Here is a 9,942-nt window from a genome sequence, read left to right as displayed (position 1 = left end):
AGGAATTCCAAATGAGAAACCTCAAGAGGACTCTCAGCCTGGCTCTGGCCGCTGTTATGCTGATGGGCATGATGGTCGTGGGCGCCGGCGCTGCGAGCAGCGATTTCACCGATGCGGATGAAATCAAGAACGTTGAGGCTGTCGACGTTATGGTCGCACTCGGTATTCTCGAGGGCGGCGATAAGGGCGACTTCCAGCCCAACTCCATTCTGACCCGTGAGCAGGCTGCCAAGATCATCTGCTATATGCTCCTGGGCGAAGAGGCCGCTGAGAAGCTGGCCACCAGCGGCGCCGTGTTTACCGACGTGGCTGCTGACCGCTGGTCCGCTCCCTTCATCGGCTACTGCGTGAACCTGGGCATCCTGGCTGGCGATGGTCAGGGCCACTTCTTCCCCGAGGGCAAGCTGACCGGCGCTGCTTTTGCCAAGATGCTGCTGGTTGCTCTGGGCTATGATCCCAAGATCGAGAACTACACCGGCAACTCCTGGACCATCAACGTGGCTGCCGACGCCATCGAGGCTGGCATCTCCCCCAAGGGCCTGGTGCTGACCAACGAGCTGTCCCGTCAGGACGCTGCTCAGATGGCTTTCCAGGCTCTGACCGCCAACATGGTCAAGTACGACAACAAGGGTATTGACATTGACTTCGGCAACGGCGGCGGCTCCGTCAATATGGGCGCTTCTAATGCCGAGCCTGTGGCCAACGACAAGTCCGACGATTACCGCGTTGTCTCCGCTGACCGCGACGAGTATCAGCAGTTCTGCGAGAAGTACTTCTCCGACCTGAAGCTGGACACCGGCGACGTGCGTGACGACTTCGGCGCTCCCGCCACCAAGTGGACCTATGACGGCGACACCGTTGGCACCTATGCCACCAAGGCTGCTGTCAAGACCTACGTTGAGGGCTTCGACGCTGACGAGCTGAAGGATCTGAAGGACGACGACTACGACTTCTCCAAGGCCACCGTGTATGTGAACGGCTCCAAGGACGCTTCTCTGAACGCTGACAAGCTGGCTGCCCGCGAGTATGTCGGCACCGTGATCGAGATGTACGCCAACGGCGACAAGGCCAAGGAGATCACCCACATCGTGGTGAAGCAGGGCTACCTGGCTCAGGTCACCGATCTGGATGACGAGTCCGTCTCCCTGGACATCTACAATCCTTGGGACAAGAGTACTGCTACCAATGTCACCTTCGATGACGACACCAAGAAGAACAACGACACCTTCGACAAGCTGTCCGCCAAGTACGAGGAGGACGATTACCTGATCGTCTACACCAAGGGCGCTGTGGTTGACGCCGCTGTCCTGGCTATCGCTGACGTGGAGACCGTGTCCGGCAAGGTTGCTACCACCAAGATTACCGCTGCCGACGGTTACAACGGCTACTTCACCATCGATGGCACCAAGTACACCCTGGCTTCCGGTTACACCGAGGCTACTGTGATTAAGGCCGGCTCCGAGTATGACTTCTACCTGGACGAGAACGGCTTCGTGATCGGCGCTGAGACCGTGAAGGAAGCTTCCGCTACCATCGACGAGGTCTACTATGTGGACAAGGTGTGGGACGAGGTCTCCAAGGTCTCTGGTGCTAACGTCACCACCTACTATGCTCAGCTGGTTGCTCTGGACGGCACCATCTCCCAGATCGAGCTGGAGAACGTGGATAAGGCTACCGGCACTGGCACCTACCTGACCAACTTCGACGGCAAGCTGGTCACCATTTCCGATAAGAAGTGGACCGACAACGCCAAGGAGACCCACAAGTCCGGCGACGACAAGTTCGACCTGACTGTTTGGGCTCCCAACACCGAGGAGACTTGGGATCTGTACGACAACGTGACCTTCAACGCTAAGCTGGAGAAGACTTCCACCCGTATCAGCACCAGCGCCAAGACCTTCCGTCTGAACGCTGACACCAAGTACGTCTTTGTGGAAGGCACCACCAACAAGCTGGATACCTCCGTGTACACCGGCGGCGTGGCTTACGACACCAGCAAGGCTACCAAGTCCTTCGTCATCACCGAGGACGGCTCCGCTGTGGCCAAGTACATCATCATTGTTACCAACAATGCTGATCAGGCTCAGACCTTCAGCGACGACGCTATCTTCATTGCCAAGGCCAGCACCGAGATGGGCGACGGTTACCGCGTCCAGACCGTCTACTATGCCGACGGCAAGAAGGACACCATGAACGTGGCCGAGGGCCAGTACCCCCTGACTGCTGGCTTCTACACCTATGACACCGACGAGGACGGCTACTACGTCCTGGACGATGCCAACAAGATGACCGTTACCACCGGCTTCGTGTGGGACGACGAGGAGGGCGTGATTGCCAATGCTACCATTGGTAAGGATGCTCTGTTCGAGAACCTGCTGACCGTGACCGTGGACGGCAAGAAGGTTGAGGACATCGAGGTTGCCGAGGCTGCCTTCGTTGATACTCACGACACCGATGCTGGCTACAGCAAGACCGTCTCCAGCCTGGAGTCTCTGACCAACCTGGTCAACGACGAGAAGGTCGGCGCTGTGACCCTGTCCCTGAACGTCTCCAAGGACGGCGCTGTGATCATCGTTGTGACTGACATCGCTGCGAAGTAATCAGCCCGATTCTATCGGAACTCTACAAACAAAAACGAGTCCCCGGATTTTCCGGGGACTCGTTTTTTATCCAATTACGGTATAGTGATAGGTCTGGCCGGTCTTATTGAACTGGTAAAGAGCGCCATCAGGGTGGGAGTCGGTGTAGTACCAAGACACGGAACTGTCGCTCCAGGTCAGCATATTGGACCCGTTGGAGGTGTCGTCCGGTATAAAGCTGGGCGCCTGCCGGAAGAGGATGTAATATTCCGGGATACCATTGTAGTGCTTGCGGGCGGATACATCCAACAGGATCATCTGGGCCGGGAAAGGCAGCTGAATGGTGTTGGGGTGGGCCTTACCATATTCCCCTGTGCCTGCATAGCTGCCGGTGGCAATCCGGCAGTTTCCTTTGCCGTCCAGCGTCGTATCGATTTTTTTGAAATCCTCATTGAAGTCCGTCCGAAGGAACGGGTCCTCCGGCTCCCACTGGTGGAGCTGATAATGTTCCGTATAGTTTGCCATGCACATTCCTCCTTGTTCTCGTTTGGACCGTTATGATCCATCAACAGCGTCAGACGGCGATCTGTTGCACAGGCAAAAAACAACTGGCAGACTGCCGGCAAGGAGTGCCCTTTGCGGAGCGTCTGGCTATTGGCATGGGACGCAAAATATGTTATCATTTCCTGTAAGGCTGTCCCGGGAACGGGACCGGATATGGAGTGGAATGATCAGGCGGAACGGGCTTTGCTCACAGGAAGGGGAGGCCCGCTTCGGCCGGGAGAAAGGTGGAACCATGGCAGACTGGACAAGAGAACCTTTCGGCGTCACAGCCGGGGGCAAGGAAGTGGAACAGTGGACCGCCCAGGCGGGCAGCTATACGGCCAAGATCCTCACCTATGGCGGCATCCTCCGCAGCTTTATGGTGGAGGACAGAGACGTGGTGCTGGGATGCGACACGCTGGCCGACTATGAGAAGCAGGACAAATACTTCGGCGCCCTGGTGGGCCGGGTGGCCAACCGCATCGGCGGCGCCTCCTTTGACCTGAACGGGGTCCATTACCCCCTGGCCGCCAACAACGGCCCCAACTGCCTCCATGGCGGCGTTCACGGCTTTCATGAGGCCGTGTGGGAGGCGGCAGTCCGGGAGGGCAAGCTGGTGCTCTCCCACACCAGCCCCGACGGAGAGGAGGGCTTCCCCGGCACCCTGGAGGTGCGGGTGAGCTACGACCTCACCGCCGACGGCGTACTCTCCCTGGATTACTGGGCCAAGAGCGACAAGGATACCCTGTGTAACCTGACCAACCACAGCTACTTCAATTTGATGGGCCACAACTTCGGGTCCCTGGAGGGCCAGCGGGTCCAGGTGTATGCCAGTGCTATCACCGAAAACGACGCCAACAGTACCCCCACCGGGTCCCTGCTGGCGGTGGAGGGCACCCCCTTTGACGTCCGTTTCCCCCGGGCGTTCCTTCAGGGACTGGCCATGCAGCATCCCCAGCTGACGGTGGGCAACGGCTACGACCACAACTTTGTGCTGCGGACCCAGCCCAATGCCCCTCTGGGGCTGGCCGCCCGGGTCATGGGCGGCGGGCTGTGCCTGGAGTGCTACACCACCCAGTGCGGCCTCCAGCTCTACACCGCCAACTATCTGGACGGCGTGCCCGGCAAGGATGGGGCGGTGTACGGGCCCCGGTCGGCCTTCTGCCTGGAGACCCAGGGCTGGCCCGACGCCATCCACCACCAGGGCTTCCCCAGCCCCATCCTGCGGGCGGGGGAGGAGTACCGCCACACCACCACCTACCGGCTGGCTACCATTTAAGCCGGGCGAACGCAAGCAAAGAGCCGGTCTGCCCCATTGGCAGGCCGGCTCTTTTGCGCTTTAAGATGAGACGGAATCCAGCAACTCTTCCCGCTCTCGCTTTAGAGAAGCCTGCTGGTCGTTCAGGTCCTGAGAGGCGGCCTCCAGATCCCGGAGTGCGGCGGTCAGCTTCATGTGGACCTCCGATACCCCCTCCTGGGCCTTTTTGATGCTGGACTGGACGTACCAGTCGGAGAAAATGCCGTCAAAGAAGTAATCGGCAAAGGTGGCAAACTCCCCGATCTGGATGCTGGGCACCTGGAGCTGACTCACATCGGCCAGCTCGGTGCGGAAGTCGCTCAGGGCCCGCTGAGCCGCCCGGATGCTGGACTGGGCGCTGTCCAGCCGGTCGTACTTGGCCATGGTGGCGATCAGTCCGCCCCCCAGCATATCCCAGGTGCCCCAGCTGCGGGCGCTGTCCAGATCGTCCTGGACCTGGCCCAGCAGCCGCTTGGCGTTCTCGCCGGCGGAGAGTGCCTCCTCCAGTTCCTTCTGCTGATGGGTCACGTCAGACAGCTGGCGGTCCAGCTCCACCAGCCGGGCCCCTGTCTGGCCGCCCATGGCCTTCACCAGCTCCGCCTTCTCCGCCCACAGTGCCTCCAGCTGCTCGGGGGCGTCCCGCAGGCCGTCCCGCTCCCGGATCAGGCCGTTGAGCTTGTTCTCCAGATATTCCAGGTCCGACCGGGCCTGGTCGTACTGGAGTTTGGCGGCCAGAGCCTCCCGGCGCTCCTTGTCCAGCCGCTCCTCCTTATGACCAATCAGGGTAAGGAGAAAGGCGTGCACGCCGCCCTTCTCCAGCTTGTCCACGTCGTCCTGCTCCTTGCGGAAGCTTTGGGCGGTCTCGTCCACCTTGGCCTGCCGCTCCCCCCGCTGACGGTGGAGTTCCTCGATCTGGGCATCCAGCTGCTTGCGGCGGGCCTGGGCGGCGGTCAGGGCATCGATGGCCTGGTCGATCTCATAAAGGCGTTGGTTCATAACATCTTTCCCCCTTCTTTCCCCTTGATTTTACACACAACGACGGGGGAAAGCAAGGAGATACCCTGGACTTGCGGTTCAAAACCGGGTAAAATATTGATGACAAGCCCGCTGCAAAGGAGAACACTATGGATACCATCATTCAGATCCTGGCCAGGGAACTGGGCCAGAAGGAGACATACATTCAGAACGTGGTGAACCTCATCGACGAGGGCAACACCATTCCCTTTATCGCCCGCTACCGCAAGGAGCTCCACGGCGCCATGGAAGACACCACCCTGCGCACCCTGGCCGACCGGCTGCAATACCTGCGGAACCTGGACAAGCGGCGGGAGGAGGTCAAGGGGGCCATTGAGGCCCAGGGTAAGCTGACGGAGGAACTCTCCGCCGCCATTGACTCCGCCGCCACCCTGGCGGAGGTGGAGGACCTGTACCGCCCCTACAAGCAGAAGCGGCGCACCCGAGCCACCATGGCAAAGGAGAAGGGGCTGGAGCCCCTGGCCGATCTGCTCTTCGCTCAGGCCATGGACGGCCCTGTGCCGGAAGAAGCTGCCGCCGGGTATGTTGACCCGGAGAAGGGCGTGGAGACGGTGGAGGAGGCCCTCCAGGGCGCCAACGACATCATTGCCGAGCGCATCTCCGACGACGCCGACATCCGCAAGCTGCTGCGGGAGCTGGTGTGGAAGAAGGGCTATCTGGTATCCGCCGCCGCGGCCAAGGAGCGGTCGGACACGGTGTACCGGCTGTACTACGACTTCCGGTCTCCCATCAGCCGCCTCCAGGGACACCAGATCCTGGCCATCAACCGGGGCGAGCGGGAAGATATCCTGAAGGTGAGCGTGGAGATGGACCGGGAAGCCGCCCTCATCCCCGTCCGCCGGCGGGTGCTCAACCCCGGCACCCCTGCCATGGCCTTTGTGCGCGCCGCCGCCGAGGACGCCTACGACCGGCTCATCTTCCCCTCGGTGGAGCGGGAGATGCGCAACCTGCTTACCGAGCAGGCCGACGAGGGGGCCATCAAGATGTTTGGCCTCAACCTGAAACCCCTGCTGATGCAGCCGCCGGTGAAGGGCTTTGTTACCATGGGCCTGGACCCGGGCTACCGCAACGGCTGCAAGGTGGCGGTGGTGGACGCCACCGGCAAGGTGCTGGACACGGCGGTGGTGTATCCCACCTTCAATGAAAAGAAGAAGCAGGAGGCCATCGACATCCTGTCCAGGCTCATCCGCAAGCACAACGTGGCCCACATCGCCATTGGCAACGGCACCGCCAGCCGGGAGACCGAACAGATGGCGGTGGAGATGATCCGCAAGCTGGGCGGCGGGGTGAGCTACATGATCGTCAACGAGGCGGGCGCATCGGTGTATTCCGCCTCTAAGCTGGCGGCGGAGGAGTTCCCCGACTACGACGTGAATCTGCGTTCCGCCGTGTCCATTGCCCGGCGGCTCCAGGACCCCCTGGCCGAGCTGGTGAAGATCGATCCCAAGTCCATCGGCGTGGGCCAGTATCAGCACGATATGCCCCAGGCCCGGCTGGATGAGACCCTGGGCGGCGTGGTGGAGGACTGCGTCAACGCGGTAGGCGTGGACCTGAACACCGCTTCGGCTCCTCTGCTGGCCTATGTGGCGGGCCTGAACAACACCACCGCCAAAAACATCGTCAAGTACCGGGAGGAGAATGGCGCCTTTACCACCCGGAAGGGGGTACTCAAGGTGCCCAAGCTGGGCCCCAAGGCCTTCGAGCAGTGCGCCGGCTTCCTGCGGGTGCCGGAGAGCAAGAATGTGCTGGACCACACCGGCGTCCACCCGGAGAGCTACGAGGCGGCCCAGAAGCTGCTGGAGCTGTGCGGCTACACCCTGAAGGATGTGGGGGCCGGGAACATCGCTGACCTGGACCAGCGGGTGCAGGCCTATGGCCGGGAGAAGGCGGCCCAGGACTGCAGCGTGGGCCTGCCCACCCTGGATGACATCGTGAAGGAGCTGCTCAAGCCGGGCCGGGACCCACGTGACGAGCTGCCCAAGCCCATTCTGCGTACCGACGTGATGGAGATGAAGGACCTGAAGCCGGGGATGGAGCTCACCGGCACGGTGCGCAACGTCATCGATTTCGGCGTGTTTGTGGACATCGGCGTCCACCAGGACGGACTGGTCCACATCTCCCAGCTGTCCAACCGTCGGGTGCGCCACCCCAGCGAGGTGTGCGCCGTGGGGGACATCGTCACCGTCTGGGTGCTGGAGGTGGATGAGAAAAAGAAGCGCATCTCTCTCACCATGAAAAAGCCCAAGGAGGGAGCGGTATGATCCTCAGCTTTGACCAGGTGGGGGACCTGCTGGACGAAATGGCGGAGGAATTCCCGGAGGAGTTCTATCAGGACCTGAACGGGGGCATCTCCCTGCTGCCCGAGGCGGTGGAGGACCCAGCAGGGGAGGACCTCTACATTATGGGGGAGTACTGCAACGATATGATGGGGCGGTACATCAACCTCTACTACGGATCCTTTGCCGCCCTGGCTGAGCAGGAGAACTGGACGGAGGAGGACTGGGAGGACGAGCTGTACACCACCCTGTCCCATGAGTTTACCCACCATGTGGAGGGCCTGGCCGGCGAGCGGGGCCTGGAGATCAAGGACGAGCTGGAACTGGAACAGTACCGGCGGGAACAATAAAAAAAGCGGCGGACGCATCGCGTCCGCCGCTTTTTTGTTTAGTTGTGCTGAGGTACCACAGCAAAAAAGACCAGGTCGGCCCCGCCGTCGTTGAGGAGGGTATGGGCGTGGCCCTCCGGGCAGTAGTGGCAGTCGCCGGGGCCCAGACGCTCCTCCACGCCGTCGCAGATGGCTTTTCCGGTGCCGGAAAGGATGTACATGACCTCGCTGTTGCCAGTGTGGGTGTGCAGGCCGATGGAGGCGCCGGGTCCCAACCGGTTCATCATGATGCGGTTGACGCAGTCGTCCACAAAACGGCTGTAGGTGGTCTTTTTGCCCCCCTTGAACTGAGGCATGGGGGTCTCTTCCATCTGGGAAAAACAGAGTTTCATAGGGGTATCCTCCTTACAGAATCACACCGTAACGGGCCGCCAGCTCCTGCAGGCCCTCCTGCAGCTCCTGCCGGTCAAAGCCGGCCTGGTCCAGCTGGTCGTCGGTGAGGGTGTTGGCGCGGGCATAGAAGTCCACTGCCACCTCCAGGTAGCGCAGGTCGTCCCAGTCGCTCTCCTGAAAGAGCAGATCTTCTCCGCCGCCCACATCGCCGGCGGCCAGCCGCTCCACAAGTCGGAGATGGAGGGCATCCAGCGCTGCGTCCTCCTCCGCACCGGTGGGCAGATAGTCGGCGGAGTCCTTCTTCAAAACCAGCTTGGCCAGGGAACGGGCCAACCCGTCCACCTGCCGCAGCATCCAGTCGTCTGTCAGCATGGTATCGCTCCTTTTTATAGTTCCCGCACCAGCTTGACGGCTATGCCCACGATGCGGGCCAACCCCTGCTCGAAGTCCCGCAGGGGAATGATTTTGGGCTCATAGCAGGGATTTTCCGGCTGAAGGATTACCATGCCCTTCTGACAGCGGAAGCGCTTCAGAGTGGCGTCCTCCCCGTCCACCAGGCAGGCCACGATCTGGCCGTTCTCCGCCGTACACTGACGCCGGATGAGGACCAGATCCCCGTCCCGGATGCCTGCGTTGATCATGCTGTCGCCGGTGACCCGAAGATAGAAATGCTCCTCCGGATCGGGTACGTCGGCAGCGGCATAGCCCTCGATCTGCTGGCTGGCCAGAATGGGGGAGCCCGCCCGGATGACACCGAGTATGGGTACCACCGGCTCCCGGCGAGCAGGGCAGGGGGGCTGGCGGGGGACGTTGAAACCCTGCAGCCACAGCGGGTCCACCCCAAGGGAGCGGGCAATAGCGGCGGCGGTGCCGATTTTGGGCTCACGCTGGCCCAGGACATAGCGGTTCAGAGTCTGGGGATTCATATTCAGCCGGTCCCCCAGCTGTTCATAGCTGAGGCCGGACTCTTCCATCAGGCTGCGCAGACGGGCGCCGAAGGTGCTCTCCTGCTCCATACCATGTTCCCTCCTGTCCAATTTGTGGGTCTATTCTATCACATTTTATCACCAAACGCAACATACTTCGACAAAAAATGATTGACTTTTATCTCCGTTTGGTGCTATTATGGCTATGCGATGGAACGAAAGTTCCATATTTGGATAAGTTCATCACCAATCGGAGATTTATTTCGGAGAGGGGAGAAACGCAGGGGAAGAAAAAGCCCCGCCGTCCGGCGAGGCATCCCGATTGGGGAGGAAAATAAAAAATGCCCCGCCTTCTGGCGAGACATTTTTGGTGGAGGAGGGTGGATTCGAACCACCGAAGCGAATCGCAACAGATTTACAGTCTGCCCCCTTTGGCCACTCGGGAACTCCTCCATATGAACTTGTTGGAGCTGGTGGACGGACTCGAACCCCCGACCGGTTGATTACAAATCAACTGCTCTACCAACTGAGCTACACCAGCAGACCAGCTCGTCCACAGCGAAT

At 60.8% G+C, this 9,942-nt stretch carries 9 protein-coding genes and 2 tRNA genes; 4 read left to right on the top strand and 7 right to left on the bottom strand.

The annotated features are described in order from the left end of the window. The first annotated feature begins 11 nt into the window (after positions 1-11). Positions 12-2,600 carry an S-layer homology domain-containing protein gene (locus tag IHN22_RS11330; RefSeq protein WP_191435434.1) on the top strand — a complete coding sequence of 863 codons (2,589 nt, stop codon included), beginning with the start codon at positions 12-14 and terminating at the stop codon, positions 2,598-2,600. Positions 2,601-2,666: 66 nt separating this feature from the next. Here the strand turns inward: IHN22_RS11330 and IHN22_RS11325 are convergent, their stop codons facing one another. Then, positions 2,667-3,104, bottom strand: coding sequence for a hypothetical protein (locus tag IHN22_RS11325; protein WP_191435435.1), 438 nt, complete (start codon positions 3,102-3,104; stop codon positions 2,667-2,669). 271 nt (positions 3,105-3,375) lie between these two features. Here IHN22_RS11325 and IHN22_RS11320 point away from each other — a divergent pair, with 271 nt between their 5' ends. Further along, a complete protein-coding gene (locus IHN22_RS11320) occupies positions 3,376-4,401 on the top strand; it encodes an aldose epimerase family protein (protein WP_191435432.1) in 1,026 nt (341 codons plus the stop codon). Between the two features lie 60 nt (positions 4,402-4,461). On the opposite strand, the gene IHN22_RS11315 is transcribed toward IHN22_RS11320, so the two are convergent. Continuing rightward, positions 4,462-5,415 (bottom strand): hypothetical protein, encoded by a 954-nt coding sequence (locus tag IHN22_RS11315; RefSeq protein WP_191435430.1) that lies wholly within the window; start codon positions 5,413-5,415, stop codon positions 4,462-4,464. Positions 5,416-5,543: 128 nt separating this feature from the next. Between IHN22_RS11315 and IHN22_RS11310 the strand changes: the two genes are divergently transcribed. Further along, positions 5,544-7,715: a Tex family protein gene (locus tag IHN22_RS11310; RefSeq protein WP_191435428.1), complete on the top strand. Its 2,172-nt coding sequence runs from the start codon at positions 5,544-5,546 to the stop codon at positions 7,713-7,715. Further along, positions 7,712-8,080: a metallopeptidase family protein gene (locus IHN22_RS11305; RefSeq protein ID WP_087188359.1), complete on the top strand. Its 369-nt coding sequence runs from the start codon at positions 7,712-7,714 to the stop codon at positions 8,078-8,080. Before IHN22_RS11310 ends, IHN22_RS11305 begins: the two co-directional genes overlap by 4 nt. Positions 8,081-8,118: 38 nt before the next feature. On the opposite strand, the gene IHN22_RS11300 is transcribed toward IHN22_RS11305, so the two are convergent. The 5 genes from IHN22_RS11300 to IHN22_RS11280 form a co-directional block, all read right to left on the bottom strand. Continuing rightward, the gene (locus IHN22_RS11300) at positions 8,119-8,451 is read right to left on the bottom strand and encodes a cupin domain-containing protein (protein WP_191435426.1); all 333 of its coding nucleotides are present in this window, start codon (positions 8,449-8,451) and stop codon (positions 8,119-8,121) included. Between the two features lie 13 nt (positions 8,452-8,464). Continuing rightward, positions 8,465-8,824 (bottom strand): DUF6483 family protein, encoded by a 360-nt coding sequence (locus IHN22_RS11295; protein ID WP_087188356.1) that lies wholly within the window; start codon positions 8,822-8,824, stop codon positions 8,465-8,467. A gap of 14 nt (positions 8,825-8,838) precedes the next feature. Further along, entirely contained in the window at positions 8,839-9,468 is a 630-nt protein-coding gene (locus IHN22_RS11290; protein ID WP_191435424.1) for a LexA family protein, read from the bottom strand. Between the two features lie 278 nt (positions 9,469-9,746). Then, positions 9,747-9,831: transfer RNA gene (locus tag IHN22_RS11285), tRNA-Tyr, on the bottom strand. 12 nt (positions 9,832-9,843) lie between these two features. Next, a tRNA-Thr gene (locus IHN22_RS11280) sits at positions 9,844-9,919 on the bottom strand. Between the last annotated feature and the right edge of the window lie 23 nt (positions 9,920-9,942).

The sequence above is a fragment of the Flavonifractor sp. An112 genome (assembly GCF_904377885.1).
Classification (GTDB): domain Bacteria; phylum Bacillota; class Clostridia; order Oscillospirales; family Oscillospiraceae; genus Flavonifractor; species Flavonifractor avicola.
This window is presented reverse-complemented; position numbering and strand designations above follow the sequence as displayed.